Source organism: Bacteroides thetaiotaomicron VPI-5482 (assembly GCF_000011065.1).
GTDB classification, from domain to species: Bacteria; Bacteroidota; Bacteroidia; order Bacteroidales; family Bacteroidaceae; genus Bacteroides; species Bacteroides thetaiotaomicron.
Genome location: NC_004663.1, coordinates 2,850,173 through 2,876,281 on the forward strand (window position 1 = coordinate 2,850,173; position 26,109 = coordinate 2,876,281).

32 protein-coding genes, 1 tRNA gene and 1 pseudogene are annotated in these 26,109 nt (G+C 46.4%); 14 read left to right on the forward strand and 20 right to left on the reverse strand.

Annotated elements, in window-relative coordinates:
• The first annotated feature begins 1 nt into the window (after position 1).
• On the forward strand, positions 2-1,411 hold the full coding sequence (locus BT_RS11465; protein ID WP_008764026.1) for a RagB/SusD family nutrient uptake outer membrane protein: 1,410 nt from the start codon (positions 2-4) through the stop codon (positions 1,409-1,411).
• A gap of 128 nt (positions 1,412-1,539) precedes the next feature.
• Here BT_RS11465 and BT_RS11470 read toward each other — a convergent pair whose 3' ends face one another.
• The 5 genes from BT_RS11470 to BT_RS11490 all read right to left on the reverse strand — a co-directional run bounded on the left by BT_RS11470 (position 1,540) and on the right by BT_RS11490 (position 5,345).
• On the reverse strand, positions 1,540-2,199 hold the full coding sequence (locus BT_RS11470) for a MarC family protein (protein ID WP_008763832.1): 660 nt from the start codon (positions 2,197-2,199) through the stop codon (positions 1,540-1,542).
• A gap of 61 nt (positions 2,200-2,260) precedes the next feature.
• Positions 2,261-2,953, reverse strand: a complete 693-nt coding sequence (locus tag BT_RS11475) for a YjjG family noncanonical pyrimidine nucleotidase (RefSeq protein ID WP_011108200.1) — start codon at positions 2,951-2,953, stop codon at positions 2,261-2,263.
• A gap of 102 nt (positions 2,954-3,055) precedes the next feature.
• Entirely contained in the window at positions 3,056-3,910 is an 855-nt protein-coding gene (locus BT_RS11480; RefSeq protein WP_008763834.1) for a hypothetical protein, read from the reverse strand.
• A gap of 34 nt (positions 3,911-3,944) precedes the next feature.
• Complete coding sequence (gene rsmI, locus BT_RS11485) at positions 3,945-4,619, reverse strand: 16S rRNA (cytidine(1402)-2'-O)-methyltransferase (protein WP_011108201.1); 675 nt, start codon at positions 4,617-4,619, stop codon at positions 3,945-3,947.
• A 6-nt stretch (positions 4,620-4,625) separates the two neighbouring features.
• Positions 4,626-5,345, reverse strand: a complete 720-nt coding sequence (locus BT_RS11490) for a hypothetical protein (protein ID WP_172461645.1) — start codon at positions 5,343-5,345, stop codon at positions 4,626-4,628.
• A 141-nt stretch (positions 5,346-5,486) separates the two neighbouring features.
• Between BT_RS11490 and BT_RS11495 the strand changes: the two genes are divergently transcribed.
• The 7 genes from BT_RS11495 to BT_RS11525 all read left to right on the forward strand — a co-directional run bounded on the left by BT_RS11495 (position 5,487) and on the right by BT_RS11525 (position 10,797).
• Positions 5,487-6,086 (forward strand): thymidine kinase, encoded by a 600-nt coding sequence (locus tag BT_RS11495; RefSeq protein WP_008763837.1) that lies wholly within the window; start codon positions 5,487-5,489, stop codon positions 6,084-6,086.
• Positions 6,087-6,104: 18 nt separating this feature from the next.
• The gene (locus tag BT_RS11500) at positions 6,105-7,238 is read left to right on the forward strand and encodes an AI-2E family transporter (protein ID WP_011108203.1); all 1,134 of its coding nucleotides are present in this window, start codon (positions 6,105-6,107) and stop codon (positions 7,236-7,238) included.
• Between the two features lie 94 nt (positions 7,239-7,332).
• A tRNA-Lys gene (locus BT_RS11505) sits at positions 7,333-7,405 on the forward strand.
• 274 nt (positions 7,406-7,679) lie between these two features.
• On the forward strand, positions 7,680-8,939 hold the full coding sequence (locus BT_RS11510) for a site-specific integrase (RefSeq protein ID WP_005776823.1): 1,260 nt from the start codon (positions 7,680-7,682) through the stop codon (positions 8,937-8,939).
• 46 nt (positions 8,940-8,985) lie between these two features.
• Positions 8,986-9,399, forward strand: a complete 414-nt coding sequence (locus tag BT_RS11515; protein WP_005776822.1) for a hypothetical protein — start codon at positions 8,986-8,988, stop codon at positions 9,397-9,399.
• 101 nt (positions 9,400-9,500) lie between these two features.
• Positions 9,501-10,421 carry a ribonucleotide-diphosphate reductase subunit beta gene (locus tag BT_RS11520; RefSeq protein ID WP_007485431.1) on the forward strand — a complete coding sequence of 307 codons (921 nt, stop codon included), beginning with the start codon at positions 9,501-9,503 and terminating at the stop codon, positions 10,419-10,421.
• A gap of 1 nt (position 10,422) precedes the next feature.
• Positions 10,423-10,797, forward strand: a complete 375-nt coding sequence (locus tag BT_RS11525; protein WP_007485429.1) for a hypothetical protein — start codon at positions 10,423-10,425, stop codon at positions 10,795-10,797.
• A gap of 186 nt (positions 10,798-10,983) precedes the next feature.
• On the opposite strand, the gene BT_RS11530 is transcribed toward BT_RS11525, so the two are convergent.
• Positions 10,984-11,256, reverse strand: coding sequence for a hypothetical protein (locus tag BT_RS11530; RefSeq protein WP_007485427.1), 273 nt, complete (start codon positions 11,254-11,256; stop codon positions 10,984-10,986).
• Positions 11,257-11,822: 566 nt separating this feature from the next.
• Here BT_RS11530 and BT_RS11535 point away from each other — a divergent pair.
• Genes BT_RS11535 through BT_RS11560 form a run of 6 tightly spaced genes read left to right on the forward strand, consistent with a single transcriptional unit; the run spans position 11,823 to position 13,941 of the window.
• Positions 11,823-12,086: a hypothetical protein gene (locus BT_RS11535; protein WP_007485426.1), complete on the forward strand. Its 264-nt coding sequence runs from the start codon at positions 11,823-11,825 to the stop codon at positions 12,084-12,086.
• A gap of 11 nt (positions 12,087-12,097) precedes the next feature.
• Positions 12,098-12,586 carry an SLOG family protein gene (locus BT_RS11540; protein WP_007485423.1) on the forward strand — a complete coding sequence of 163 codons (489 nt, stop codon included), beginning with the start codon at positions 12,098-12,100 and terminating at the stop codon, positions 12,584-12,586.
• 6 nt (positions 12,587-12,592) lie between these two features.
• Complete coding sequence (locus BT_RS11545; protein WP_005776813.1) at positions 12,593-12,811, forward strand: hypothetical protein; 219 nt, start codon at positions 12,593-12,595, stop codon at positions 12,809-12,811.
• 18 nt (positions 12,812-12,829) lie between these two features.
• Positions 12,830-13,087, forward strand: coding sequence for a hypothetical protein (locus BT_RS11550; protein WP_007485421.1), 258 nt, complete (start codon positions 12,830-12,832; stop codon positions 13,085-13,087).
• A 20-nt stretch (positions 13,088-13,107) separates the two neighbouring features.
• Complete coding sequence (locus tag BT_RS11555) at positions 13,108-13,695, forward strand: hypothetical protein (protein ID WP_005776811.1); 588 nt, start codon at positions 13,108-13,110, stop codon at positions 13,693-13,695.
• A gap of 27 nt (positions 13,696-13,722) precedes the next feature.
• Positions 13,723-13,941 (forward strand): DUF3873 domain-containing protein, encoded by a 219-nt coding sequence (locus BT_RS11560; protein WP_007485418.1) that lies wholly within the window; start codon positions 13,723-13,725, stop codon positions 13,939-13,941.
• 123 nt (positions 13,942-14,064) lie between these two features.
• Here BT_RS11560 and BT_RS11565 read toward each other — a convergent pair whose 3' ends face one another.
• The 14 genes and pseudogenes from BT_RS11565 to BT_RS11630 all read right to left on the reverse strand — a co-directional run bounded on the left by BT_RS11565 (position 14,065) and on the right by BT_RS11630 (position 25,999).
• Positions 14,065-14,511: a DUF3872 domain-containing protein gene (locus tag BT_RS11565; protein ID WP_007485416.1), complete on the reverse strand. Its 447-nt coding sequence runs from the start codon at positions 14,509-14,511 to the stop codon at positions 14,065-14,067.
• 15 nt (positions 14,512-14,526) lie between these two features.
• Positions 14,527-15,111, reverse strand: a complete 585-nt coding sequence (locus BT_RS11570) for a conjugal transfer protein TraO (protein ID WP_007667366.1) — start codon at positions 15,109-15,111, stop codon at positions 14,527-14,529.
• A 1-nt stretch (position 15,112) separates the two neighbouring features.
• A complete protein-coding gene (gene traN, locus BT_RS11575) occupies positions 15,113-16,132 on the reverse strand; it encodes a conjugative transposon protein TraN (RefSeq protein ID WP_007485412.1) in 1,020 nt (339 codons plus the stop codon).
• Positions 16,133-16,173: 41 nt separating this feature from the next.
• On the reverse strand, positions 16,174-17,499 hold the full coding sequence (traM, locus tag BT_RS11580; RefSeq protein WP_011108206.1) for a conjugative transposon protein TraM: 1,326 nt from the start codon (positions 17,497-17,499) through the stop codon (positions 16,174-16,176).
• Positions 17,447-17,773, reverse strand: a complete 327-nt coding sequence (locus BT_RS11585) for a TraL conjugative transposon family protein (RefSeq protein WP_007485407.1) — start codon at positions 17,771-17,773, stop codon at positions 17,447-17,449. Before BT_RS11585 ends, traM begins: the two co-directional genes overlap by 53 nt.
• Positions 17,774-17,791: 18 nt before the next feature.
• Positions 17,792-18,415: a conjugative transposon protein TraK gene (traK, locus tag BT_RS11590; RefSeq protein WP_005776802.1), complete on the reverse strand. Its 624-nt coding sequence runs from the start codon at positions 18,413-18,415 to the stop codon at positions 17,792-17,794.
• 23 nt (positions 18,416-18,438) lie between these two features.
• Complete coding sequence (traJ, locus tag BT_RS11595; RefSeq protein ID WP_011108207.1) at positions 18,439-19,446, reverse strand: conjugative transposon protein TraJ; 1,008 nt, start codon at positions 19,444-19,446, stop codon at positions 18,439-18,441.
• Between the two features lies 1 nt (position 19,447).
• A complete protein-coding gene (locus tag BT_RS11600; RefSeq protein WP_007485401.1) occupies positions 19,448-20,077 on the reverse strand; it encodes a DUF4141 domain-containing protein in 630 nt (209 codons plus the stop codon).
• A 77-nt stretch (positions 20,078-20,154) separates the two neighbouring features.
• Positions 20,155-20,427 (reverse strand): DUF3876 domain-containing protein, encoded by a 273-nt coding sequence (locus tag BT_RS11605; RefSeq protein ID WP_007485399.1) that lies wholly within the window; start codon positions 20,425-20,427, stop codon positions 20,155-20,157.
• Positions 20,428-20,433: 6 nt separating this feature from the next.
• Complete coding sequence (locus tag BT_RS11610; protein WP_007667374.1) at positions 20,434-21,036, reverse strand: TraG family conjugative transposon ATPase; 603 nt, start codon at positions 21,034-21,036, stop codon at positions 20,434-20,436.
• A gap of 2 nt (positions 21,037-21,038) precedes the next feature.
• Positions 21,039-22,697, reverse strand: a complete 1,659-nt coding sequence (gene ltrA / locus BT_RS11615; protein WP_011108208.1) for a group II intron reverse transcriptase/maturase — start codon at positions 22,695-22,697, stop codon at positions 21,039-21,041.
• Between the two features lie 629 nt (positions 22,698-23,326).
• Positions 23,327-25,348, reverse strand: a pseudogene (locus BT_RS11620) (TraG family conjugative transposon ATPase); the annotation flags it as partial.
• A complete protein-coding gene (locus BT_RS11625) occupies positions 25,333-25,668 on the reverse strand; it encodes a DUF4133 domain-containing protein (RefSeq protein WP_007485389.1) in 336 nt (111 codons plus the stop codon). The gene BT_RS11625 and the pseudogene BT_RS11620, both read right to left, overlap by 16 nt.
• 31 nt (positions 25,669-25,699) lie before the next feature.
• Positions 25,700-25,999: a DUF4134 domain-containing protein gene (locus BT_RS11630; protein WP_005800207.1), complete on the reverse strand. Its 300-nt coding sequence runs from the start codon at positions 25,997-25,999 to the stop codon at positions 25,700-25,702.
• Between the last annotated feature and the right edge of the window lie 110 nt (positions 26,000-26,109).

Below are 26,109 nucleotides of genomic sequence, written 5' to 3' on the forward strand. Positions count from 1 at the left end.
AATGAAAAAAATATATTTACCCATTCTATTACTGACGTTGGCAGTATCCTCATGCGATACTTTCGACAAAGTGCCTTCCAGTGAATGGCCTTCAGAAGGTGCTATTAAGACTCTCGAAGATTTACAGTTTGCAGTTAACGGTGTTTATGAGTCTCAGACTTCTTCTATAGACGCGGGAACTAATCCACGTGGCAGCTACGCAGGTGATTTCTTCTTGTACGCCGACCAAAGAGGCAGCGACTTCAAAGCCATCGGTAGCAATAAGCAAACAGTTGATGTATATGCCTACCAGGCTACTAAGAATAGTTCTGATTCATACTATTTCTACAAACGCTTTTATCTTTCTCTGGCAAGAATAAACAAAGTTTTGGAGGGAGTTAAGAAATCCGGTCTGGAAGGAGCTGAAGTTGATGTTCAGGTAGGCGAATTGTATGCTTTGCGGGCACTTTTCCACTTTGACTTGGCCCGCTTGTTCGCTAAACTTCCTTGTAATGCACAGGCCAGCGATCCGGGTATCGTATTGTCTACAGAAGTTTTCGAATCCGGATATACAGCAGAAAGAGCTACTATTGCGAAAACTTACGAAACCATACTGGATGACTTGAAGACTGCATTGGATAATCTCCCAGAAACCAGCAAGGTAGTAACTGCCGGTCATATCGACTATTGGGGAGCCCGTGCACTGAGAGCCCGTGCATATCTCTACATGAATGAGAACAGTAAAGCACTTGAGGACGCCAAATATGTAATCGAAAAATCTCCATACAAGCTGTACACCAGAGATGAATACGAAACAGTATGGACCAAAGTTGGAAGCAGTGAAAGCATTTTCGAGTTCCTGATTACCTCACTCTACAATGCACAACGTAACTCTCTCGGATTCTACACACATGCCGAAGGTTATGCAGAAGCCGGTATCACCGAGGGATTCAAAACTTTCCTTCAAGAACGTCCGGAAGATGTTCGCAGCACTCTGATTGCTGAAGAAAGCGACGGTGGAGATAACGAAGGCTGGTATATCCAGAAGTATCCGGGACGCGACGGAGAAATATATGTAAATAATCCGAAAGTAATCCGCCTGTCCGAAGTATATCTGATCGCCGCAGAAGCTGCATTAAAAGCAGGTGGTGCTGATCCTGCCAGCTATATCAATGACTTGCGTAAGCAAAGAATAGCCGACTATGAAGACGTTGCTTCTGTTACTATCGATGATATTCTGACAGAACGCAGACTGGAACTTTATGGTGAAGGTCATAACGCCTGGGATACATGGAGAAACAAAAAGGCAGTAACGAATGCCCAAGTTCCGGCCGGTCCGATCAACTATGACGACTATCGTACCGTAATGCCTATTCCGGTTTCCGAGATCAATGTATCTAACGGTAAGCTGAAACAAAACGAAGGCTACTAATACACTGAAACCATTTTAATAACAAGCCCGTTTAACTGCTTAAAGTTAAACGGGCTCGCTTTTTATTTTCCATTTCCGAATTTACACATGAGTGTAATCTTATCTGTTCCTCCCCACAATACAGACTTCTACTTGCAGATACCGCTCAGCCCTTCTCTCACAATATCCGCCAATATCGGCTTCGCTCCACTCACAAAGCATTCCACTGCAATCACCATCAGAATCAATCCCATCAAACGCATCATCACATTATTTCCGGTCTCTCCCAGTACTTTCACCAGTCGGGTGGAAGCACGGAGAATGAAGAACGTCAACAGATAAATCAAAGCGATTGTTCCGATCAATATACCTTTCATGGCGTAAGTATGAGAGTCCTGCATCAAAACGATAGCGTTAGCGATAGCCCCGGGACCACACAACATCGGAATTCCAAGAGGAGTAATGGAGATGTCATCGGCATAGGTTTTAATCTCTTCGTCTTTAAGTTTCATCGGAGTATACCGTGCCTGAAGCATATCAAAACCAATCTTAAAGATAATTACTCCGCCGGCAATACGGAAACCATTGGTAGAGATACCGAAGAATTTGAAAAGGAACTGCCCGGCAAAGACAAACACCATCAACGTTATAAACGACACGATGGTGGCACGGCGCACAATAGTCTGTCGCTCCTTATCTGTCATTCCGTGTGTCATGGTCAGAAAGACCGGCATTGTCCCCAAAGGATTGGTCAGCGTAAAGAACGAAGTAAAACAAAGTAAGGCAAATGGCAGAAGCGTACTATCCATGATGTTATCGTATTTTATACATTTATTAGATGCAACAAAAATACGACTTAATCCATAAAACCTACAATAAATTCATTAATTCTTTCAGTGAATGGATATGATAGGTAGGCTGAAAAGGAAAGACGGTTCGTTCCGTCACATTATAGAAAGCCTGATGCATGCCTACCCCATGCGCTCCGGTAATATCGGCTTCCCAACTGTCACCGATCATTAACGATTCGCGTAACTCGGACTGGGTGGCAGATAAAGCAAAATGAAAGATTTCGGGCCGGGGTTTCAATACGCCGAGGTCCTCCGAAAGAATGATCTTCTTAAAATAACGATCTACTCCTGCCGAACGCATCTTGCGCGACTGCAGTTCGCGGAAACCATTGGAAAGGATATACAGATTATATTGCGGCGCAAGATACTCCAACACTTCTTTGGCATGGGGCATCAGGCCGCTTTTGGTAGGAATAATGGCAAAGAAATCTTCCGAGAAACGTTCTGCCAAAGCCTCATCCTCCACTCCTACTGCCTGTAAGGGATAAAAAAAACGCTGGCGGTTCAGTTCCTCCTTTGTCACCTTTCCCTCTCCATATTCAAGCCAGAGTTCAGTATTGCGTCGTTGATACAGTGTGTAATAATGATCGAATGAATCAAAATAGCGGTCAAATGAATATTTCTGATATACTTCTTCAAAGGTGTCGCGTGCATTTCGTGAGAAAGCCCAGATGGTGTCATCCAGGTCAAAAAAGAGATTTTTATATTTCATTGGCTCCGTGATATATATAATATGAGAAATAAAAAAGCCAATGTGCTAATTTCTTGAATTCAGGAATCAGCACATTGGCAATTCTAACCAGGTATGTCTACCTTATTTTACCTGAATAACCAAGTATCTGGATACGCTCCAGAATTCGGCAGGATTAGTAATTTTCAAAGTCAGCTGACCTTTGTCATCTTTCACCAGTTCATAAGAACCTGTCGGATGAGTAGTCAACAACTCAGCACGTTTGGAGTACAACTTGATTTCTTTTGTTGTACGGATATCGATCTGAGTAAAATAATCCTTGTTGAAATCAGCGCTCTTCAGCACGTCACCGCTCTGAAGAATCTTCTGGGCTTTCAACTCTGATTTTGTTCCGAATACGAACCATGCGGCATTCAGACTCTTATCCTGTTCGGCAACGGTTTTAGCTTTCGCTTCGTTTTCGGCAGCCAAAGATTCTTTGGCAGCAGACAGGTCGCTGACAGCTGCATCCAGTTCCTGGATACGAATGTTCTTAGATGCCAGTTCTGTCTGAAGTTCTTCGATACGTTGTTGTTTCGCTTTTAATTCAGCAGTCAGAGCTTCTACAGCTTTCTTCATCTGAGTAGAGTTGTACTTGCTGTTTTTCAGCTGAGCTTCCAGTTTTGCAATCTGAGCTTTGTTTTCTTCCATTTGCTTGGAGATGAATTCAATGTCAGAAGCAATCTGTTGCTTGGCACTGGCTGAATTTTCGGTAATAGTACCACGCTGCAAGTCCACACGGCTTTCGGCAGCATTGATCTTACGGAATCCTTCCTGCACTTCATTGAAAGTTCCCATCATATCATCCAATTCAGCGTTACGCTGTGTCAATTCCATTAAAAGAGAGTCATTTTCAGCCTTAAGGTCTTTGCTTCCACCTTTAAAGTCACACGAAGCCAACATGGCTGCGCACATAAATAAAACTGCTAACTTTTTCATACGTTTACGTTTTACGTTTTTAAATGAAGTTATTTTAATCGTCTATTCCTGCTAATACTATCACAATCTCGCCCCGGGGCTCGGTAGCGGTAAAGTGTTCTATCAATTCCGCCAAACTTCCCCGAACGGTTTCTTCGTGGAGTTTGGAAATTTCGCGAGACACGGTTGCCTGACGTTCAGTGCCGAAATATTCGGCAAACTGTGTCAACGTTTTCAACAAGCGGTGAGGCGATTCATAAAACACCATAGTACGATGTTCTTCTGCCAATGCCTTCAGTCGTGTCTGTCGTCCTTTCTTCTGAGGGAGGAACCCTTCGAAGCAGAACTTTTCATTCGGCAGTCCCGATGCTACCAATGCCGGAACAAAAGCTGTCGCTCCCGGCAAACATTGCACTTCGATACCGTTGCGCACACATTCGCGGACTACCAAAAATCCCGGATCAGAAATCCCGGGTGTTCCGGCATCCGAAATCAATGCCACGGTTTCACCTGCCTTTATTCTATTAACAACACTTTCCACCGTTTTATGTTCATTAAATTTGTGATGAGATTGCATTGCATTCTTTATTTCAAAGTGTTTCAGCAAAATACCGGAAGTACGTGTATCCTCTGCCAAAATCAGATCGACCTCTTTCAGCACCCTGATTGCCCGAAAGGTCATGTCCTCTAGATTTCCTACCGGCGTAGGTACTACATATAACTTTCCCATAAACTTTTATGCTGATTGATTAAAATACTTTTTTAGCAACTCCAAAAAGTCGATCATCGCCTCATTCTCTTCGTTTACGCTGACTTTCGAGGCAAGAAATGCCACGGCAGTCTTATAAGAACTCATGACTGATATCTGCTCGATAACACGGTTCATCAGTTCGGGGTCTCCGCCGAATATCTCACGCGAGAAACGGAAAGAATCATTCAGGCTGATGGAATGACGTAATCCGGCAGCCATCTTTATGCTTTCGCCCAATACGGCAGTTTTCGGCTCCTCTATCAGAAGCGATTCGTCGTCTTCCGACTCATCTTCCGCTTCTTTCTCTTCCATTTCGTCTTCGACAACAGGTTCCTCAATTACTGCTTCTTCCACAACAGTCTGCGGTTCCTGTACTATCACAGGTTCATCTTCTCCCGGTGCTGTCGCTTCATTCTCTTCCACGACCTTCTCTTCTATCACCGGACATTCAACTTCCTCTATTACAGGGGCTTGTTCTTCAACAATGGGGGCTTCACTTTCCGCTTCCGCTACAGGAGAAGGCGAGGCTTCCACCGGCACAGCACTTATCTCTTCCGACAACTGTTCCAAACGCTCCTGCATACGTAGGATGCTCCGCTTCAACAGTTCAGACAAAGTCTGAGTCGGCTCTTTAGAAAACGTATTCATGAGTAGCTTCAGCTCATGAACATCCAGCTCAATATCTGTTAATAGCTTCTGTTTCATTTCCATCCATTGTTATTATGGTGCGAATGTAGGAATAATTTATGCAATAACTTAAAATAATGGATAATTTAACAGTTCTTGTACATCGAATTGTTTACCTTTGTCCACTCATTTATTTAATCAAGAAAGCACAAAAATCACATGGTATTATTTTCAGAAGACCACATACAAGAGACCAGAAGAAGAGGTAGAATAGAGGTAATCTGCGGTTCAATGTTCTCCGGAAAGACGGAGGAATTGATTCGTAGGATGAAGAGAGCCAAGTTCGCACGCCAGCGTGTAGAGATATTCAAACCGGCCATCGACACCCGTTATTCGGAAGAAGACGTGGTATCACACGACAGTCATTCCATCGCGTCCACCCCTATCGATTCATCGGCTAGTATCCTGTTGTTCACTTCTGAAATAGATGTAGTCGGCATCGACGAAGCACAGTTCTTTGATGACGGACTGATTGACGTATGCAGGCAGCTTGCCAATAACGGCATCCGTGTCATCATCGCCGGACTGGATATGGACTTTAAAGGGAATCCCTTCGGACCGATGCCTCAATTATGTGCCATTGCCGATGAAGTTTCCAAAGTTCATGCGATCTGCGTGAAGTGCGGTGATCTGGCATCTTTCTCTCATCGTACCGTCAAGAATGACAAGCAGGTACTTCTAGGAGAGACAGCCGAATACGAGCCGCTTTGCAGGGAGTGCTACCTCCGTGCACGGGGAGAGGACGGACAGAAGATATAAACTCTATTTAAAACATATATGGAAAGAAAGAAGATAACATTCGACAGTTTTATACGTGGTTCCATCGGATGTGTACTGGTGGTAGGGATACTAATGCTTGTGGAACGGCTCAGCGGAGTGTTATTACCTTTCTTTATAGCCTGGCTGATCGCCTACATGGTTTATCCGTTAGTCAAGTTTTTCCAGTATAAGCTACGGTTAAAGAGCCGTATTGTTTCTATCTTCTGCTCCTTGTTTCTGATCACTCTTGTCGGAGTATCCTTATTTTATCTGTTGGTACCTCCCATGATTTCGGAAATAGGCAGGATGAATGACTTACTGGTAACCTACCTCACCAATGGAGCCGGGAATAATGTGCCCAAGAATCTTTCCGAATTCATTCATGAGAATATTGATCTTCAGGCGCTCAACCGTATATTAAGCGAAGAGAATATTCTTGCAGCCATCAAAGATACAGTGCCCAGAGTTTGGGCCCTGCTTGCGGAGTCGCTCAATATCCTGTTCAGCATTCTCGCCTCCTTTATCATATTACTATATGTAATCTTTATATTGCTGGATTATGAAGTCATAGCCGAAGGATGGCTGCATCTGCTGCCCAACAAGTATCGTACCTTCGCATCCAACCTCGTACATGATGTACAGGACGGCATGAATCGGTATTTCCGTGGTCAGGCACTGGTTGCCTTTTGTGTGGGGATTCTGTTCAGTATAGGCTTCCTTATTATCGATTTTCCGATGGCTATCGCTCTAGGGCTTTTCATTGGAGCGCTTAATATGGTTCCTTACCTGCAAATCATCGGTTTCCTCCCTACGGTCCTATTGGCGATCCTTAAAGCTGCCGATACGGGAGAGAATTTCTGGATTATCATTGCATGCGCACTGGCAGTCTTCGCCATCGTCCAAATTATACAGGATACTTTCCTCGTCCCCAAAATCATGGGAAAGATTACGGGGCTGAATCCTGCCATCATCCTTTTATCCCTTTCTATATGGGGTTCATTAATGGGAATGCTGGGCATGATCATTGCCTTGCCTCTGACTACTTTGATGCTTTCCTACTATCAACGCTTTATTATCAACAAAGAAAGAATAAAATATGATGAAGTAGAAACTACTGATAATCAAGAAACAAGCGATAAAGAGGAAAAATAATTGGAACTTTTTTCTACGAAACACTTGCAAATTAAATAAAAGTAACTACCTTTGCACCCGCAATCAGGAAATAACTGATTCGCAAATAAGGATTGATTCAGTAGCTCAGCAGGTAGAGCACAACACTTTTAATGTTGGGGTCCTGGGTTCGAGCCCCAGCTGGATCACTTAGAAGAAATGAAAATACTCCGACAAACTAAGACAAAGCTCTTTAAACCAGTGGTTTAAGGAGCTTTTTTCTTACCCGCCTACGACAGAAAAAAGACCTCAAAAAGCCACCCTGTGAAGATTAATCGTTACTAATTCGTTACGGTTTTCCGTTACGATAAAAACCGTAACGAATTTATAGGTAAGTCGCTCATTTGTCGAATATTGGCAGTCGAAAGTCATAGCCGTTACGGAATGAACAAATTAACTTTGCAACAAGAAAGGAGTTACGGTATGAAATCGACATTCAAGACACTCTTCTATTTAAAGAAGAACGAACCGAAGAAAAACGGTCATGTAGTAATAATGGTACGTATCACGGTGGACGGTGATCAGGTGCAATTCAGCAGCAAGTTGGATATACACCCCGATAACTGGGACACGAAAACGGGAAGAGCCGTCATCAACAAACAGAGTGCGGACAAGAAAGAAAACCTCAGGGTATCCTCACTTAACAAGACACTGGACGAGATACGTTCGGCCATCACCATGCACTACACACGCATGATGAACGTGGACGGTTACGCACTGCCGGAAAAAATCAGGAACGCATTCCTGGGATTGGAGGAAAAGGAGAAAACACTCATCAGTTACTTCACCCAGCACAATGAACAGTATGCAAAGAAGGTCGGCAAGACTGCCACGCAAAAGACCTATTCCCGCTACGAACTGACCAAGCAGCGGATGATAGAGTTCTTGCAAAAGGAATACAAGTTGTCGGACATTCCCGTGAAGGAAATCACCGTCACCCACATCGAGAACTTCTACCTTTATTTGCGTCAGGAATGTGAGGTAAGCAACAATACCGCCATGAAATTTGTACAACGTTTCCATACGATACTGTTGTTTGCCCAGAAAAGCGGATTGAGCTTCATTGATCCCTTCGGGAATTTCAGGTTCAATTTTGACAAGACCGACAGAGGGTATCTCACGCAGGAGGAAATTGACACGATCTATTATAAGGAGTTCAAATCAAAGCGGTTGGAACACGTGCGTGACGCTTTCATCTTTAGCTGTTATACCGGTTTGCCCTACTGTGACATCTATACGCTTTCAAGCGAGGACATAAAGATCGGGGTGGACGGCAAGAAGTGGATTATGAAAGACAGGGGTAAAACCGGCGTGGAATCATTCATTCCCCTACTGCAAATACCGTTGGATATTCTCGCCAAATACGAGGGCAAGTTGAAAGATGGAAGATTGCTTCCGGTAATCAGTAACCAGAAGATGAATGAATATTTGGCGGAGATAGCCGCAATTTGCCAAATCAACAAACGGATCACCTACCATCTCGCCCGGCATTCGTTCGCCACGGAAATCTGCCTTACCAAAGGCGTTCCCATTGAAAGCGTATCCAAGATGCTCGGACACACCAACATTCAGACCACACAGATTTATGCCCGTGTGGTGGACAGAAAGTTGAGCCATGACATGAATATGCTGGATCGAAAACTAAAAAATATGCAAAAAGGTACGACGCAAAACGCTGTATGAATAAACAAATCATTATATTGTCACACCATTTAAAAAACAACGCCTTATGGAAAATAGAGGATACATCACCATCACCGGTTTGGAAAACAAGGATGAACAACCCATCGTCAGTGTAAAGATAGAGAACGGCAACGTATGGATGACCAAGCACGAACTTGCCCGTCTGTTCGGAGTGTTCGTTCAGACAATAGACGCCAATGTGCGCTCCATCCTCAAATCCCGCCTGCTTTACGACGGCGACGTGACCATAACCGAGAAACAGGACAAAAGCATTGTTACCTATTATAATCTGGAAGCGATCATATTTCTCAGCTTCCGCATCAACACCTATTGCACGAAGCTGTTTCGTGAGTGGGTACTCAACTCCCTGTGCGAGTACAAACGCCTGCAAGAGAAAAAGCCCGAAGTCCTTGTTGTTTTCCATCCCGACAGCAACCGGACTACCATTTCTTATAACTAACGTGCATAGAAACCTGTAAATAGCGAGCCTTACCCGAAAATCCAACGGGCAAGGCCTCTTTTTCTCCCGAAATTTCTATCTTTACGCCAAATAACAATGTCATGATAGAAAACCTCACCATATCCGTATCCTTCAGCGAGGTGGAGGAAGCCCATATCAGCAACTATTTTCGCCTTTCCGAAATGTCCGGCGAGTTTCTGATTATCCAAAGGTCTGACAATACCTTCTACTTCCTTTGCACCAATAACTGTGACATCGTGAGCATCTGCCAATCTTTTGATTGGTATATTGTATCAAAAGACACTTTCAATGACCACCTGATAATCGGCATTGGTTTATCGGATAAAGAAAGTATCAACGGAGAACTCTATCGGGTACAGGATGAAACCACGCTCACCCTTTGGCGTGATATACTCCACTTTACTTTCGAGAGCGATTTCGTGCGCCGGTTCTTCCCATACAATACCCATTTCAAAGGCAAGATGCGTATCGACGGAGCCTTGTGTTTCTATATCCACGATTATTACCCGACCAGATGCAAGGACATATCGGTATCTGACAGAAAGACGAGCAATCTGGTATTTAGATTTAAAGAAGGACGACAAGCAGCCCTTGTCGCCAAGATCTTCTCGCTTTGTATCGCCCGGATGCCGTTCTTTAAGGAGAAAGCCGCCAACGCCGTGCTGATCCCCATACCAGCGGCAACCCGTGAACGGAACATCACCCGCTTCGCCCGTTTTTGCAGCCTTCTCTCACGTCGGCTTAAAGTCGTGGACGGATTTCGTGCCACATGGATAAAAGAAGACCGTGAGCAGATGAAAGGAACTCACGGACAAGACAAGTTATCCAACTTGATCTTTCACCCCGATTATTTTAAAGGCCGGGACGTATTTTTAATAGATGACATTATCTCTTCCGGCGAGAACTTCACGCAAATGAAACGAAAACTGATACAACTCGGTGCAAAATCCGTTACCGGTTTGTTTTTAGGTAAAACAATAAAGTCTGAAAATCAAAAGTAATATGACAATCAAGAAATCCCAAATCGAAAAATGGATAGCCGCCCAAAAGAGACACCGGCTATCGGACACCCATGTACAAATGGCCCGTGAACTTGGACTCAATCCCGATAAACTCGGCAAGATAGACAACCACCGGCAAGAACCGTGGAAAGCCCCCTTACCGGAATTTATAGAAGAGATCTTCTATAAACGTTTCAAAAAGGAACGTCCTGATGTAGTAAAGCCCCTAAAGCAAATCCTTAAAGAACAGGAAATAAAGACTAAAACCAAAAAGAAGGAAAAAGAAATACGGCGTAAAGAGCGTGAACAGGAACAGATTAATAACGGAACAGATGAAGTTCTTACATTTCAATCCCCAACCCCAATAACGGAATAAAAGCCACATTATTATCAGTAGAAAGAACGTTCCCATTCTTCCGGAACCGGAACAATCTTTCATCCATACAAAACCGCAGAAAAGTGTTGTACAAACAAGCGCGATGAATCACACATTGGACAGTACAACACCTTTCTTTTTTCCGGTTTTGAAATAGGAAGGCTTTTATTATATCGCTCTGTTTTTTTACTCTCTGATCTCCTCAAAGGCAGTATCTATCACATCATAGTGATCACCGTCATTAACACTCAATGCAGCCACAAGGCTGTTCAATGTCCGAACTGCGTCCAAACGCTTTTCCACATCACTTTCATCCGGATTGCTCAAGACATCTATCGCACAGGTCAAATGCCCTTTCATCTCTTGCAATGTAGATAGACTCTGAATGGGAAACAGATAGAAAAGCCCATCTTCTGAAGACCGGACTACTCCTTTCAGGGGAGTCGATTGTAAATCCATAACAATAACGTTAGTATATTAAATTGACGTAACGCTGCCAGTCACAAGTCCAAAGCATCGCCAAACGCTCAATACAGAGTGAACCGACAGGTTACGTCAAAGTATATAACCTACCCCGTTCATTTACCTCTGTATTTTTGAAATTGGCGATTTCTGGACTACGGTAAACGAACACATTACACGATGCTATTTGCAGCGCTAACACAAAGGTAGAATTTTTTCGTATTAATCATCGCTTTATGTATAAGGGATTTATAACACAACGATTTTAAGCAAAGTTTAAGGCTAACTTCCTTCGGGGTATTTCTCTCACTGTTTTCAGTAGCCATCACTCCACATTTAAAGCAAAGGAACGAATTAAACTAACTTATTCAAGTGCGAAGGTACTTCGGGTTCTTAACGGAAAAACAAGGTCAAGCCGTTCCGGTTTTGAAAAAAATCTTCCCTGCGCCATAAATGGCACGAGGTATTTTTTCCAAAAACCTTGTTTTTCCTGAACCCTACCTTTTGACGCACATGAAATAAGTCAGCTCAACTCGTCAATGCATAAAAAAAATGTCGTGATTATGAAAACAGCAAGAGAAATACATAACGGAAATAAGAACAGACTCAATCTGCCTCTGCATAAATTGTTTGGCTGGTCGGTTCGGCTCATTCTTTCAGGCTTCTGTTGGAGTCTGTACGGTGGCAGTCTTTTGGCGTGGTTTATCGGTCTGTGGCTCGTAAAAGAACTGATAACGGACGTGATCCGCTTCGCATGGGGTTATCTGGTTTCCATTCTTTCCTTTGCTGTCGTAGTCGGGATTATCATTTGGTTATTAATACTTTAATACACACAGTTATGACAATGGATATTACAAAATCAGTAGCGTTCACCGGACACCGTTCAGAGCGTATCCTCCAAGTCCGTATGCTGTATCTTTATCTGGATATAGTTTCGCAAGTGAAAAGGTTGTATAGTCTGGGCTATCGTTACTTTCTAAGCGGAATGGCGGAAGGCTTCGATTTGCTTGCAGCCCAAGCGGTAACTGCCCTTAAAGCGGAATACACGGACATTCGACTCATTGCCGTTGTGCCGTTCAGCCGGCAGTCAAACAGATACCGGCCGGAGAACAAGTCCTTATACGACCGGATAATGAAAACTGCCGATGAAACGGTCATTCTCCGAGAAGATTACCGCAAAGGCTGCTTCCACCACAGGAACGACTACCTGATTGACAACTCCGAGATTGTTTTAGCCTATTGGGACAAGCAGCCCTATGGCGGTACTTATTATACCGTAGGAAAAGCACGGATGGTGAACAGAATCATTATAAATCTTTATAAATAAAGCCTTATGAAACGATACAGCAGGACTGTCGCACAGCAGTGCAGATATTACGAGGTAAGCAACATTTTCGAGTACATGGTGGAAACCTACCTGAACGGCAACATCACCACCTTTGGAGAGCTTTACCAGGAATTGTGCAAAGAAGCGAGAAAAGATTTTATCGATTTCCTTCTCAGTGAGGTGGAGCCGATATACTGGAGAGAGATTTTGAAAATGACTGTCTAATGAATAAATCAGAAAAATATGAACGTAACGTTTGAAACCACAATTTGTGCATGGGATGAAAAAATCCCTGCACTCCTTATCCGACTGGTAAACACCCTTCTCTTTTGCCGGACAGAAGAGGAACTCCGTCAATCCATTAACAAACTTCGGGAAACGGCCGAACTGGACGAGTTTTTCACCTACGGCTACGGCTCACACCATTTCTGGTGCAACCAGCGCATTTCCAAAGGAAGTATGCAGTTCATCCAAAGCCGGTTATTCATTGCAACATTTTAACCCTCTAATACATAAATGATATGAAACCAATATCCCAAATGACACGAGAAGAGAAATTGCAGGAGATTGTAGAGTACAACCCTTGCAGGGTAGAGCGTAGTGCAGTCCTCCGTTACTTGTTGGCAGTACGCCGTAATGACACGGAACAAATCGCTTATTTCGAGAGTTTTGGCAAGAGTGTACGACATATCATACTCAATGTACGCACGTATGAAAGAGGGATGATTTTCGGTTATGTCGGCAAGCAGTTCAACGAACACGGTTGGATAAATGGCATGTTGCCGATAATAGAGGAAATCAAGTTAGACACCTTCAACACGATCCATATCGGGCAATCCGTTGACGGGACGTATGCGGTAGCCATCGACTGGTGTACCGGCACAGCCGGAGGCGGTAGCCACCCGTCCGTTTGGGATGAACCTGTCAGAGATTATAAGGAAGCTGTCCGACAAGGAATCCTTCTGTTGGAGCGACAATACAACAAAGCGGAACGTTGGTCTGTTTCCGACAGAAGCAATTACAACCCAAAGGTTATCCGCAGTCTGAAAGGAAAACTGTTGGAAATCAAGCGGAAATACACACAGCCCCGACAGTTAAGTCTGTTTTAATATTCACGAACTATAAAATCATAAGTTATGGCAACAAAAATGAACGAGAACGGAGTTTCAACCTGCAAGACGGGTGAGAAATATGAAAAATTCCAAATGACCGTAGGACGGAAAAGGCGCACGTTCTATCACTATGATTATAGGGATACGGCAGACAACGAACTTTTCTCCTGTGTGAAGCCCACATTGGAAGAGTGCAGGCGACAATGCAACGAGTGGCTTAAAAAGAAAGAGGACAAGAAATAATACAGGAACAAGCTCCCCTTACCGGAATGGAAACCGGTAAGGGGAGCTATCTTATTAGATTTTCATTCAGTTTCTCTACTCAGCGTTATCGCTGCTTTTTTTTCGGGGTATATCCGGCATAAATCATTCGGTATCCTCCTTTTCATCTTCCGCTTCATTATTAAAGGCAAAAGACTTTTGCACAACCTGACCGAAGGAATCAAGAATGTAAATGTCTATTTTCTGCTGGTCTGTGCCAAATGACCTGTAATAGAGCCTGAATGTTTCTTCCGGTAACAGGTACAGGTCGTTCGGCAACAAAACCGTACCGTTCTCCATGCGAAGCTCCCCTTTGCCTGTCGGTTGGAAGTACCTGATGAAGTATTTGGTGTCCTGATACTCGCCGCTTCTTACGAGCTGACAACGGATTTCCGCTTCCTCGCCCTTTACGATTGTCGTCTGCACCGGCAAGGTCGCCAGATCAAACTCATACATCTGCTGAACGTCCAATTTGTCAGAACAGGCGGTCATATATAACAAGGCTACCAGCATACCACCTGCTATAATCATGCTTTCAATCATCTTTTTCATTCTATTATTGTTTTATCAATTCAAAATAATTTTCAATCCCACCCCGAACTGGAAATGAAAGTGTCCGCTGTCATTTCCCCAGAGGCAACGCTCACGGGCATGGAACAGCAATACCACCTGGTTGGCAAGGTAGGTTTCTATCTCCAGCGATACCGCACCGCCATAGACAAATGCATCCCCGACACACAGGCGTGAACCATCGAACAGCATGCCTGTGCCCCAATTCACGGTTTCATATCCCGCCAACACCGAACCGCCGGCATAGCAGAGAAACACCTTGTTGGCATCCGAAAGGAAATTATAATAATAGCCGCCTTCCGCAGTGAATTGGGAAACCGGGACACGTATGTCCTTGTATGGATAATACTTCTGGAGATACTCGCCACTGAATACCCACTTATGGCAGCCGTTCACATACCTGTCCATTCCCATCCCGAAATGGTAACCCAGCTCGTTACGTTTGTCCGCAGTGTGAAAGCCATCCGTCATGCCGGCGGTAATACGCAGCCCTTTTGTACCGGGCAGGCAACGTTGGGCATGTGCCTTGTCCGTCAGGACAAAGTACAAAAACATACATATAATAACAGATACCCTTTTCATACTATTTCACCTTCAGCTCGTTAATGACTCTGGCACGGATCAGCTCGGCGTTGGTCAGAATAAACCGCTGATGCCTTCCCCCGTTCTGTTCGTTCATCTCAACAACCAGCTGCTTGTCATCCGGAAGGGTGAATTTGGGCAGGGTAAATACCGTCCGTTCCGTGCTCTTTCCGTCAACCGCCGTCACATAGTTGAAGGCACGAAGCGGCACGATAACCTGTTCCTGAATGGCGGTACGTTTTGCAACCTTTTTATCCACCACCTTAAAAGTGACAAAGTCAACGGAGAATGGCACGTTGGAAGCGTTTTTCAGTTCCATATGGAAATAAAGCAGACCGTTGTGCGTATAAATCCCTTTCAGGATATACTGGATACCGAAGCGCTTGCAGCCGATATGCTTCACCAGACGTTTGTTGTTGTCATAGACGGACTTCATGATCAGCCGTACCAGCAGCGGGGACTCGCTGCCGAGTTCCGTAAGGTAGATTTCCTGCGAGTTGTTCGGCCGGTTCACCGCCTCGCCATCATGGATGAAGTCTTTCATCTCGATATTCAGCTTGGCCGGCTCGTCCGCATACTTCACGTTGAATGTATAATAGCTGCCGTCATCCGTGATCACCGCCAGATTCGTTTCACGGGAGAAGTCCCTCAACGCCGCTTTCACCCGAAGCACGTTCTCCGAACCGTCCGCTTTGCCGGCAAGAATGTCAGCCGATCCCAGATCCACATACTTGATAGCAGCCGGGAAGATAAGGTGTACAGTTTTATTAAATGTCACCTCCAAGGCGTATGGAGGAACCATCCGGTCGAATGTCACCGGACGTGTCAGCCCGTCAAACAAATCACCGGTGGACGGGCTGCGCCTTGCGTCCTCCTTATCCGGCAGCGGCGTGGTTCCCGTTTCTCCGGAATCCGCCGTTTCTTCCGTGTCATTTCCCGTCTTTCCCACTTTCACGGTCTTTTGTGCATACGCACCGGTCATACCAATGGCAAAAGCCATCATTAAAATTACTTTTTTCATGCTTGTTGTTTTTTCTTGATTAATAAATTGATTTTAACCGTTTATTGTCTTGACACGAGCAATAGCTCGTAATCCGCCTTCAAAGTCGCCTTGGCACTCCTGAACTTTGTGGAAAGGTATTGCGATGCGCCCTGTATCACCCCTTTGCCCAAGTCCGCAGCCAGCTGTGCACCGGCATTGCTGGAGATATTGATGCTGCTTCCCATTGCCGAACCCATGTTGGCCGCCATCTCCTTGACGGCGGTAAGCTCCTGCGATCCCCTGACCTCAATGCCCTTCATGCCCCTCGTATTATAAGCATCCAGTTCCACCGGCAGGATTGTTCCCTGAAAGGCGACCGAGGAAACGGTGATTTCCATGCGTTCACCGCTGATTTTCGCCGTGCCGGTCAGTATCGTGTTGGCGGGTATGTACAACTCTCCGGCCTGCACCGGCTCCAGCAGGCGGAGTCCCACCTCCTGACCGTCGCTGCCCGAAACCGTTACCGTCCTGTACACGCAGGCACGGATACCGTTCCTTTCCGTACGGCTCCGGACTGTCCCCACCGTGTGGAAACCCATGTTTCTGGGCTTGCCGTACTGTCTGGCGAACTCTTCATCGGACAAGGGTGCGGCCAGCAGGCTAACCACCCGTTCCGCTACCTGCGTAACCGGGCAGACCGGCATTTTACCCGTAGAGGAGGACACGGCGACCTGTTTGGTTTCACCACCGCCCGGCATGTATCTTGCCGCCATCTCGTAGGACTTCTCCATCAGCCGCAGTTGTTCCTCACCGTTTTCTCTGGCCTTGCGCTCTTCCTCCGCCTGACGCTCCAGCTCCTGAATACGCCATTCCAGTTCCAGCGTTTTCTGGTCATCTTCCGCAGGCCGTATTTCATAAAAACTGCCTAACTGCCGGTTGATGTCTTGATAGGCATTGGCGGAGGAACGGATAGACGGACTGCCGTTGTCCGTGTCCTCTTCCGTCAGGAATACCTCGTCCGCCACCGGCTCTTCCTGTTCCAGCGATACCGCCAGATCCTGGAGCGTGTTCATTTTCTCCTTTTGTTTCTTTTCAAAGGCACTTTGTTCGTAGGCGGTCTTTTTATCCGACGGCAGCCCCTTGTCCTCCGGCATCGGGACATCCACGTTGAATCCCTCCCTTAATGGCTCGTCGCTGTCAGAAGGAGCGAATATCAGCCACATCGCTCCCAGAAACACGAGAAAGAACAACGGATACACGAGCATCTTCTTTCGTTTGAGCATCTCTTCCGGAGTCAGAGGTCTGGCCTCTTTCTTCCCCTGTTTCGGCGTTTGCCCTTTCTCTTCCGCTTTTTCAGACGTTGCAGCGTTCGCCGGTTGCCGTTCCTGATTTTTTAGGTTCTCCATAATCCACCTGATTTTTAATGTTTATACTATCCTTGTTTATCCCCCTGTACAGTTCCATCCGCCTGATATGCTCCATTTGCAACTGCTCCCCCTCATGCCTGCCGATGCGGTATATCGAAGATACCGTCATGTATATCGACAGACAGCCGAAGCCGGTGAGCATGGCCACCACGCAGACGAGCCGTACATCGGGCGACATCCGTCCGCACAGATAGCGGAGTCCGGCGTCTATCCTGTCAGGCACGTACCTGATCCATTTTTTCAATCGGTTCATTTCCTGTCTTTTTTTAAGTTATCGTTCAACGGTTCTCAAATCCCGGTTCTCCACGATATTGAACTGCTCCATCGTGAAGCCGTGCGGGTTATTGTCCGACCTGACCGAGTTCAACAGCCGGCAACGGGTTACAAGGCTCCGTTCCGTGATGTTGCTCGACCTGACGAGCGACTGCCGTGCGTAAGTTGTCACCACATACGGGTAGCTGTTGAAATCGCACGCCACGCTGTCCACCCGGATGCTCTGGTTGATATTGGCCGAGATTATACGGTTGTAATACCCCTTTTCCTCCCAGTCCTTGTAGTAGCGGAACGCACTCTCGTCGCACAGGAACAACGCCCGGCGGATATTCGACTCGATAGCCGCCTTGTCGGGCGACAAGGTGAAAAACAGCTCGTGGAAACGCCGGATATGTTCTTTCGCCTCCACCGGCCTGTTCTGCGAAAGGTCTTGGGAAAGAGCAAGTATCAGGGACTTCCCATTGTCCAGCACATAGATTTTCTCCCTCTGCCGTTCGGCGAACCGGTAGGAGCTCCAGAGAGCATAGCCGGTAACCAGGGCACAGAGCGAAACGAACACGATCCCCATCGTGCGAATTTGCCGGAAGCTCGTTTCTATATTCTTTAAACTTTTAAATTCCATACATCTCTAATATTTACGTTGGTTCATCTTCCTCTTAACTTGCCGGCTATATGCCCGATGGAAGCACCGGTGATGGCGGCAGCCGCACGTCCGCCCTTCAGTGACCACGAGTTGACCTGCTTGCCGTAATTGCCGGCTCCCGATGCCTGAATCACCCATGTGGATACTGTCGGAATGGTGAAATAGCCCACAATGGCTATCAGCATGAAGATGATGTAAGCGGAATTGTTCACGTCGGGCACATAGGCGGGATCGCTTAGTGCGGCGATGTCCTTCTCGATCATCAGCACCTGAATCCTTGCCAGCACGGAGCTGAACAGGTCGGATATGGGCAGCCACAGATAGATGCTGATATACTGGCAAATCCATTGGATCATTGTATTGTGGAAGCCGTCGTACACCGATATGGCGAATGACAGAGGTCCCAGAATGCTCAATACGATCAGGAAGAAGGTTCTCAGCGTGTCCAGTACCAGCGAAACCGACTGGAACAGCAGTTCCAGAAAGCTGCGGAAGAAATTGCTCACGCTCTGCCTGGCCTGGTATTTGAGGCGTTCCGCCGCCATGCCCGCCATGGCCTTCAAATCCGAAGGCGACCATCCCAGATCTTCGATCTGGCGTTCATATTCCTCGTTATCGACCAGATACGCCGTTTCCGGATTTCTCGTCATCGCCTCGTATTCCAGTTTCTGCCGCTTCTCGGAATACTCCCGTATGTTCAGTGTCTGGCCTTCCATGATACTGTGGCAGCCGGTGACCACCGGACTCATGATACCGTTGATAGTCCCCAGAACGAATGTGGGGAAAAACATGATGCACACCCCCAGACAAAAAGGTCTGAAGAGCGGATAAATGTCAATCGGCTCGGCTCTCGAAAGAGCCTGCCACGCCCGTGAGGCCACATAGAACAGCGCACCCAGCGCAGCCACTCCGGTAGCCACACCCGTGATGTCCGAACAGAGCGGCATCATCTCGTCATAAAGGTTACGCAACACTTCGTGAAGGTTGCCGAAAGTTTCCTCGCCTATCATGTCACCAGTATTTTTGATTGTCCGTTCCGTACAAGTCCAGCACCCTTTGGGTATCATTCTTCTTTTTCGCACGCAGGTAAGAGATACCGATGTTCCGGTTCGTGTAATACCTGACCAGATTGCGTTGGTTTCTCACGTCACGGTACACACGGTCTATCACGTCCATGCGCTCCTTGTCCGTCATAGAAAGGCCGGTGGAGGTCACAACGATCTTCATCTCGTTCAGCATACCACTGCTTTCTTCCAGCATCTTCGCATATCCGGAGGCGATTGCCGAAAGCTCGTCCGGCGTATAGTTCCCGTCCGTCAGCATTTTCTGGAAAGAATTTACATAGATGTCCGATATTTCACCGACCAAGAGAACGGTCTGCTGCACCTTACGGGCATCTTTCACCAGATTGTTGACCGCTTTCAAAGCGTCGTAATAACGCTTCCCCTGTTCGTAGATCTTGACTGTTTCCTGAAAATTCTTCACCATATTTTCTGCCGTCGTCGTGGTCTGCACCACGTTACGGGTCGTATTCACGATGCTTTGTGCAAGGTTCGAGGGATCGAACGTTACCCATTGCGCCTTTACCGCCATAGTCGGACAAAGCAGCCCGGCCAGACAGACAGCCATTATTCGTTTCATGTCTTTTAAAATTTTAACGTTAAATAAATCGGATAGTTTTCTTTCCATTTACAGGAGAACCGGAGTTCTCCTTTTTCTTATGAATCATCCGCACGTACATATATCTCTTCGGTAGCCAGCACCAGACGGTCTTCCTCCCGGTCATAAGCGAGCTGCACCCTTCCCAGAAGATCCGCCCAGATGATGCCGCCGCTTTGGTGGATCGTGCCGACCACCACCGCATCAAGGTGGTAGGTCAGGGCAATCTTGTATGTACCACCATCACGGAATACGGTGACGGGCGGCGACTTGCGGCTGCTTTTCCACTCCCCGCATATCCAGTAGAGCGGAAACAAGGTTTCATACTCCATAAGCACTTACGGTATTTCATTGTTTTGATTCCGTTTCTTTTCCGCAAGCCTTCGGATAGCCAGTTCGATATTGCCGCCCAGTTCCTTTGTGAGCCCTTCCAGTTCCACCTTCTCGCTCTCTTCGGTCGAATAGCAAAGGTATTCTTCGAGTGATACCTCCGTGGCGTACACTGTTGACTGCACACCCCCCAACCCAAACCAGACCTCCTTGTATTTGCGTCTTGGATCATTAGACATATTCACCGACAGGATCTGCGCCTTTTCCTTGTCCGTCAGACCCAGCAGGGACTGTATCTGCGAGAACTTGTTAAGATACTTCCTCTGGTCAAGCAAAATCTTGCAGTCGCTGTTGTTCACTATGGACTCCTTCACGATAGGAGAGGAAATGATGTCATCGACTTCCTGCGTCACAACAACCGCCTCTCCGTAAAATTTGCGGACAGTCTTGAACAGGTAGCGGATATAGTCCGCCATCCCTTCTTTGGCAATGGCCTTGCCGGGTAGGTCAGAGGCATTACTGCCCCTTTCCCCCCTCAGAACCGTACGTGAAAGTTTCCAATCATACGGCTCAAGCAGTGTTAAATTTCTATTTAATAGAAACCAGCTCATAGTTACATCTTATTAGTTTGAATGACTTTTCTTCTACAACTGTCATGTAGCAGATTATTTACTTTCTTGCCGTTGACTGTTTGTTGGGAAGTTCCCCAAGGATGTTCCTTGTCTATGGGTTTACCACATACGGGACATAAATGGTTCTGTCTTTCCCACATGTACAGCAACGATTTTCTACCGTTGAGCGACTGTAGCATCTTGTAAGTCTTGCGCTTTTCAAAATACTCTGTCCATTCGGGGGCAAAGGGATTTGCTTCACCTTTTACCTTGACATATCGGGTAATCTTTGTGTCATACAGCCTTTTCAGAGCAATCCTGTCATCAGTCTTGCCTTTCTTGAAGTTTGCCACGAAGCACCAGTTACGGTTCTTTACCCGTGTAAAGTATCGGTCGGCAATCCAATATTTGCCTTTCTTGGGGTGTCGTCTTGTAGCCCATTGCCATAACTTTTCAAATATCAGGTAGTCAGCTTTTCTGAATGTGTCAGAAGCCACACAATTCTTGTAGTAGTTTACCCAGCCTGTTATCACAGGATTCAAGAGCCTTATAAGTGATTCCTGTTTGCTTCCTTTATTGGAATCGATGATTCCTCGGATTTTCTGCATGAATTTCTTCAGGCTCTTTTGGGACGGTTTGATTAGAAGCACTCCTTTGTATTTTCGGATATTGTACCCAAGAAAATCAAATCCGTCATCAATATGTGTAATCTTTGTTTTCTCTTCCGACAGGGTTAATCCCCTTTCTTTGAGAAAGTCCACTACTAACGGTTTGATTTCTTCCAAAGCTTCCTTGTTTCTACCCGTGATGATAAAATCATCCGCATAGCGTACAAGATGTACTTTAGGATAGTAGGTCGTCGTCTTCCTGGTTACAAATTTCTTGTGATACTTCTCTGCAAGCATAGTTTGCAGTCCGTCCAGTGTCATATTCGCAAGAGTTGGTGAAATGATACCGCCCTGTGGAGTGCCCTCTTCCGTGGGGAATAGCTCCTTGTTGAAGACGAAACCGCATTTGAGCCATTTCCGCAGCATCACTTTATCCATAGGGATATTGTTCAGCAGCCATTCGTGGCTGATGTGGTCGAAACAACCTTGGATGTCACCCTCCATAATCCATTCGGGAGAAGCTTTCTTCGCAAGGACACAAAAACATTGTTCCCTTGCATCTCCGGTACTTCTCTCTTTACGGAAACCGTAGGAATTACTGTCCGCAGTTGTTTCCGATACAGGTTCCAACGCAAGCAGGTATAATGCCTGCATAGCCCTGTCTTTCATTGTCGGGATACCTAAAGGACGTAATTTCCCGTTACTCTTTTTGATATTGACCCTTTTTAACGGCTGGGGCTTGTAGCCTCTTCTTTTCAGTTCACCGATAGCCTTGAATCTGGCATTGGGAGTTGACCATTTCACCTTGTCAACGCCTGCGGTGTCACTGCCACTGTTTGATGTAACACGCTTTACGGCTAAAGCCTTAGCGTAAAACGAATGCGTCAGCACCCACTGCAAGGATTTCACCCTGCCGTGTTTGCCCGCCTTTTGAGCTTTTACAATACGTGCTTGTAGCTTATTAACCGCTATCACACACTTGTTCCAGTCTATGCTTTCCCAAGTGCTCCATTTACGGTCAGTAGATGCACACGATGTTTTAATTTCGTTCATTTGCTTTTCTCCTTTAATAAGTTCTATAAGTTTCTTGTAAAACATCCACCATGCGGAAGTCTGCCCACTTTCGTGTGAGGTAATGTTTCAACCTCTATCCGTCCCATTACAGAACGGCATTCGCTTTCTCCGCATTCCTCTGCCCGCACTCCATTCGGCTTCACTTACGGTCTGCTTACCTGCTGTTACACAGGAGAAGTACGGGTTTACCATGTTTCTTGTATATGACAAACGAATGGGTTAGAATCCGTCTATCCGCCGGCAGTCGTTATGTCCGTGTAACCTTAGCATGGAGAAGGTTAACCGACTGCATCCCTTTTGGGTTAGAGCCCAGTATCATTAGCGGCTCATTCGAAGTTACGACGTTTATCAACGGTTCACATTACGTTATTCATACCATTCAGCCTAGCTCCCCTGTCGTTCGATACTAACGGCAGTTGTCATCCCCTCACGGTTCAGACTTCTCCTTTCGGAAGGGCTTCATTGTTGGTTCTGTTACCGCACGGGTTCATTGCTTAATACCGCACGTTCCCATAGGCTACTGTTGACGGAACAACAGGTTCAATCGTTCGATTTCCAACTCGTGGAATGAAAGTTGAACAATCATATACAAGACTTACATGTCACAGCCACGCTTCCTCTATGATGATCATCTTGCGTACCCCTTTCAGACGACGCATCTTGTTGATAAACAACTCCATAATAATAATAGTCGTCACCGGAAAAAGAATGGGGTGATCTTTGATCTGATCAATTTCGAAGACGATAAACCGCTTACCGAGCAAGTCAAGCTGCTTGTCGGAGTTAAGCAGAAAATCATATTCTCCACCACGGTAATAAGGCTCCAGCACGTTCAGGAACCCCGCAAGGTCGAAATCCTTTTCCCGGACTTCTTTCTCTTCCAGTATCCTCCGGTAGTCCGTTTTCACGAACTCGTAGAAGGTGTTGAACGAGGGAACGATGCTTTCATCCTCCTTGATGCGCCTGATATACAGGGACACCGCATTGGACAGAGCCACTTCTTCCGAACGTGTCGCCGGTTCATTGTCCTTTTTCCAGAGTGTGAGGATTAGTGTCTTGATACTCTCACGCTTCTCAATATCGAAAACTTTATCATCCGTGAAAAAAGGGTTGAACGCTATCGGGTTTTCGTCCGTATAAGTGAAATAGATACCGTCCTTTCCACCGCTCTTCTGGTGTATCAGCGAGCAAAGCCCCTGGTAACTGTTTCCCGTGTCGATCAATACCACGTGCGTGCCCTGTTCATAATATTGCCTCGCCAAATGATTCATAAAGAATGACTTGCCGCTTCCCGAACCGCCCAATACGAATTTGTTGCGGTTGGTGGTTACGCCACGTTTCATCGGCAGGTCGGAGATGTCCACGTGCAGCGGTTTTCCGCTGATACGGTCTGACATCTTCAGTCCGAAAGGTGAAACGGAGCTGCGGTAGTTCGTTTCTTCCACCCAGAAGCAGAGAGCCTGTTCGATGAACGTGTAGAAGCTCTCCTCTGCCGGAAAGTCAGCGCCGTTCCCCGGTATCGCCGCCCAGTACAGCGTGGCGGCGTCCACCGTATTATGGCGTGGCTTGCATTCCATCATAGCGATCTGGCTGCCCACGTCATTACGCATATTCTTCACCTCCATAGGATTGTCCGTCCATGCGATGATGTTGCAATGGGCACGCACCGAGGTAAGCCCGAACGAATGTGCGTCATTCAGGTACAGATCGATCCACTCTTTGTTAATCTGGTTACTCCGTGAGTACTTCGAGAGCGACTGCATGTTGCGTGCGTTCTTCTCAAAACGTTGCAGGTTCTCGCCGCTGTCATCCAGAAAGATATACTGGTTGTACAGGTGATTGCACGAGAGCAGCAGGCCTACCGGACTGGCGAATGACAGCTTGCAGTCGCTTTTGTCCGTCGATAGCCTTTCATACCGGCAGTCCGTACCCACCTTGCTGGGCAACGCATCCAGTTCCGAGAGCGTATGTACCGAAACGTGCTTGTCACCGACACGCAGGCCGTCATCTCCGAGTTCGATGTCTTCCAGTGCAGTGGTATTTTCCATTGACAGACAGAAATATTTCTCCACCAGTCCGGCCTTATTCTCCGTGCCGGTAATCTCATCACCGACGAGCCGTCTTAGGTGTACCAGCCCTGTATCGTTCACGATACGGGCGAATTGCCCCACCGTATCCAGAAAATGGGCGGTGGTATCCTTGTCCACCTCCTTGGGGATGATGAATCCCCTGCACAGCGAAGAGAAGCTGCTCTGCATCCTCATGCGCTCTTTCGTCGTTTTGGTCAGGTACAGATAGCATTTATGGTTCAAGAAAGGACGCTCGTTGAAGTGCATCTCGTAGCTTCGGGAAAGGAAACTTAGATTCTCCTTGTCCGTCTGGCTGCGGTAATCCTCCCGGATAAACCAATCCTGCTTATGTACCACCGTATAATTGGGCAATACCTTGATTGCCTTTGCCCATGCCGCATGGATAGCCTCGTATTCAGCTGCCGTCACCGTGAAGAGTTCGGGCAGATCCACCTCAAAGACGGCGGTGATGTCCGCATCTTTGGAGATGATACAGTCCGCTTCGACGGCGAGAAGCGGAAACTTGCTTTCCAATGTGGCAGCCTTTAGTGTGTTACGCATACGTTCTTCTTTTTAATCGTGAATAGTTTCCGGGGACTGATCCGGTTGATCAGGTAGCGGGGGTGCTGTTTCCTGGCCAGCAGCTTCATCAGTCCGTGTTCCCCGAACTTGCCGTTCAGATGGAAAGTCAGCCGGACCAATACGGATGCGGATATTACGCCGAAAGCAATGCAGAACCACTGGTTCACGCCGGCCATATAAAGAATAACAAACAGCACGAACAGAGCCAGCAGCCCACCGACGAAAATAAAAAGATATTGAGCCTTGAGTCCCTTGAACTCCGCACTCTCGCCGATTCCCTTGTTCAGTTCATAATTCATATACATTATTATATATAGGTGAATCCGGTTCTTAGAGAAAGAATGAACGAAGAATAGTGGCAGCCACGATTAAAAAGATACACGCACCAAACCAGCTCGCCGCCGTTTTCGAGGTATCCGGATCGCCGGAGCTGAACTTGTTGTACACCTTAATCCCGCCGACCAGACCTACCACAGCTCCGATCGCGTAGCACAATTTCGTTCCCGGATCGAAGTAGCTTGTGACCATTTTCGTCGCTTCCGTGATACCGGCCGATCCATTTCCTTGCGCATAGAGCGAGCCTGTGGCGATTAACATAACCGCCACGAACACAAGTTGTTTCGTATTCATAAAATAATTGAATTTGAATGTGGGCACGACAGATGGAAAAGTCCGCCGTCCCCCGTTGTTAATTAAATTTGTTTGGGTTTCTTCTCGTGAAAAATGAATAGACAAGCTAT

Coding starts and splice junctions, on each gene's coding strand:
- BT_RS11465 (WP_008764026.1), top strand. CDS start 2: ATGAAAAAAATATATTTACCCATTCTATTACTGACGTTGGCAGTATCC.
- BT_RS11470 (WP_008763832.1), bottom strand. CDS start 2,199: ATGGATAGTACGCTTCTGCCATTTGCCTTACTTTGTTTTACTTCGTTC.
- BT_RS11475 (WP_011108200.1), bottom strand. CDS start 2,953: ATGAAATATAAAAATCTCTTTTTTGACCTGGATGACACCATCTGGGCT.
- BT_RS11480 (WP_008763834.1), bottom strand. CDS start 3,910: ATGAAAAAGTTAGCAGTTTTATTTATGTGCGCAGCCATGTTGGCTTCG.
- rsmI (WP_011108201.1), bottom strand. CDS start 4,619: ATGGGAAAGTTATATGTAGTACCTACGCCGGTAGGAAATCTAGAGGAC.
- BT_RS11490 (WP_172461645.1), bottom strand. CDS start 5,345: ATGAAACAGAAGCTATTAACAGATATTGAGCTGGATGTTCATGAGCTG.
- BT_RS11495 (WP_008763837.1), top strand. CDS start 5,487: ATGGTATTATTTTCAGAAGACCACATACAAGAGACCAGAAGAAGAGGT.
- BT_RS11500 (WP_011108203.1), top strand. CDS start 6,105: ATGGAAAGAAAGAAGATAACATTCGACAGTTTTATACGTGGTTCCATC.
- BT_RS11510 (WP_005776823.1), top strand. CDS start 7,680: ATGAAATCGACATTCAAGACACTCTTCTATTTAAAGAAGAACGAACCG.
- BT_RS11515 (WP_005776822.1), top strand. CDS start 8,986: ATGGAAAATAGAGGATACATCACCATCACCGGTTTGGAAAACAAGGAT.
- BT_RS11520 (WP_007485431.1), top strand. CDS start 9,501: ATGATAGAAAACCTCACCATATCCGTATCCTTCAGCGAGGTGGAGGAA.
- BT_RS11525 (WP_007485429.1), top strand. CDS start 10,423: ATGACAATCAAGAAATCCCAAATCGAAAAATGGATAGCCGCCCAAAAG.
- BT_RS11530 (WP_007485427.1), bottom strand. CDS start 11,256: ATGGATTTACAATCGACTCCCCTGAAAGGAGTAGTCCGGTCTTCAGAA.
- BT_RS11535 (WP_007485426.1), top strand. CDS start 11,823: ATGAAAACAGCAAGAGAAATACATAACGGAAATAAGAACAGACTCAAT.
- BT_RS11540 (WP_007485423.1), top strand. CDS start 12,098: ATGACAATGGATATTACAAAATCAGTAGCGTTCACCGGACACCGTTCA.
- BT_RS11545 (WP_005776813.1), top strand. CDS start 12,593: ATGAAACGATACAGCAGGACTGTCGCACAGCAGTGCAGATATTACGAG.
- BT_RS11550 (WP_007485421.1), top strand. CDS start 12,830: ATGAACGTAACGTTTGAAACCACAATTTGTGCATGGGATGAAAAAATC.
- BT_RS11555 (WP_005776811.1), top strand. CDS start 13,108: ATGAAACCAATATCCCAAATGACACGAGAAGAGAAATTGCAGGAGATT.
- BT_RS11560 (WP_007485418.1), top strand. CDS start 13,723: ATGGCAACAAAAATGAACGAGAACGGAGTTTCAACCTGCAAGACGGGT.
- BT_RS11565 (WP_007485416.1), bottom strand. CDS start 14,511: ATGAAAAAGATGATTGAAAGCATGATTATAGCAGGTGGTATGCTGGTA.
- BT_RS11570 (WP_007667366.1), bottom strand. CDS start 15,111: ATGAAAAGGGTATCTGTTATTATATGTATGTTTTTGTACTTTGTCCTG.
- traN (WP_007485412.1), bottom strand. CDS start 16,132: ATGAAAAAAGTAATTTTAATGATGGCTTTTGCCATTGGTATGACCGGT.
- traM (WP_011108206.1), bottom strand. CDS start 17,499: ATGGAGAACCTAAAAAATCAGGAACGGCAACCGGCGAACGCTGCAACG.
- BT_RS11585 (WP_007485407.1), bottom strand. CDS start 17,773: ATGAACCGATTGAAAAAATGGATCAGGTACGTGCCTGACAGGATAGAC.
- traK (WP_005776802.1), bottom strand. CDS start 18,415: ATGGAATTTAAAAGTTTAAAGAATATAGAAACGAGCTTCCGGCAAATT.
- traJ (WP_011108207.1), bottom strand. CDS start 19,446: ATGATAGGCGAGGAAACTTTCGGCAACCTTCACGAAGTGTTGCGTAAC.
- BT_RS11600 (WP_007485401.1), bottom strand. CDS start 20,077: ATGAAACGAATAATGGCTGTCTGTCTGGCCGGGCTGCTTTGTCCGACT.
- BT_RS11605 (WP_007485399.1), bottom strand. CDS start 20,427: ATGGAGTATGAAACCTTGTTTCCGCTCTACTGGATATGCGGGGAGTGG.
- BT_RS11610 (WP_007667374.1), bottom strand. CDS start 21,036: ATGAGCTGGTTTCTATTAAATAGAAATTTAACACTGCTTGAGCCGTAT.
- ltrA (WP_011108208.1), bottom strand. CDS start 22,697: ATGAACGAAATTAAAACATCGTGTGCATCTACTGACCGTAAATGGAGC.
- BT_RS11625 (WP_007485389.1), bottom strand. CDS start 25,668: ATGAATTATGAACTGAACAAGGGAATCGGCGAGAGTGCGGAGTTCAAG.
- BT_RS11630 (WP_005800207.1), bottom strand. CDS start 25,999: ATGAATACGAAACAACTTGTGTTCGTGGCGGTTATGTTAATCGCCACA.